This is a genomic window from Serratia sp. CoH_134_PS_4, assembly GCF_058190535.1.
The window spans coordinates 1-288 of record NZ_JBXWKI010000053.1; the positions used below are offsets into that span (position 1 = coordinate 1).

1 tRNA gene and 1 rRNA gene are annotated in these 288 nt (G+C 53.1%); both read left to right on the forward strand.

What is annotated here, in order from left to right:
* Positions 1–83: 83 nt before the first annotated feature.
* Positions 84–159 (forward strand) — tRNA-Thr (locus AC2FCQ_RS24690).
* A 50-nt stretch (positions 160–209) separates the two neighbouring features.
* A 5S ribosomal RNA gene (gene rrf / locus AC2FCQ_RS24695) occupies positions 210–288 on the forward strand; the annotation flags it as partial.

Here is a 288-nt window from a genome sequence, read left to right on the forward strand (position 1 = left end):
CAGAAGTGAAACGCCGTAGCGCCGATGGTAGTGTGGGGTCTCCCCATGCGAGAGTAGGACACTGCCAGGCATCAAATTAGTGTGCTGATATGGCTCAGTTGGTAGAGCGCACCCTTGGTAAGGGTGAGGTCCCCAGTTCGACTCTGGGTATCAGCACCACTTTTATTAAAGTGGGTTTAGAAGTTCGGCGAAAAGAATTAAAGAATTTGCTTGGCGGCAATAGCGCGGTGGTCCCACCTGACCCCATGCCGAACTCAGAAGTGAAACGCCGTAGCGCCGATGGTAGTG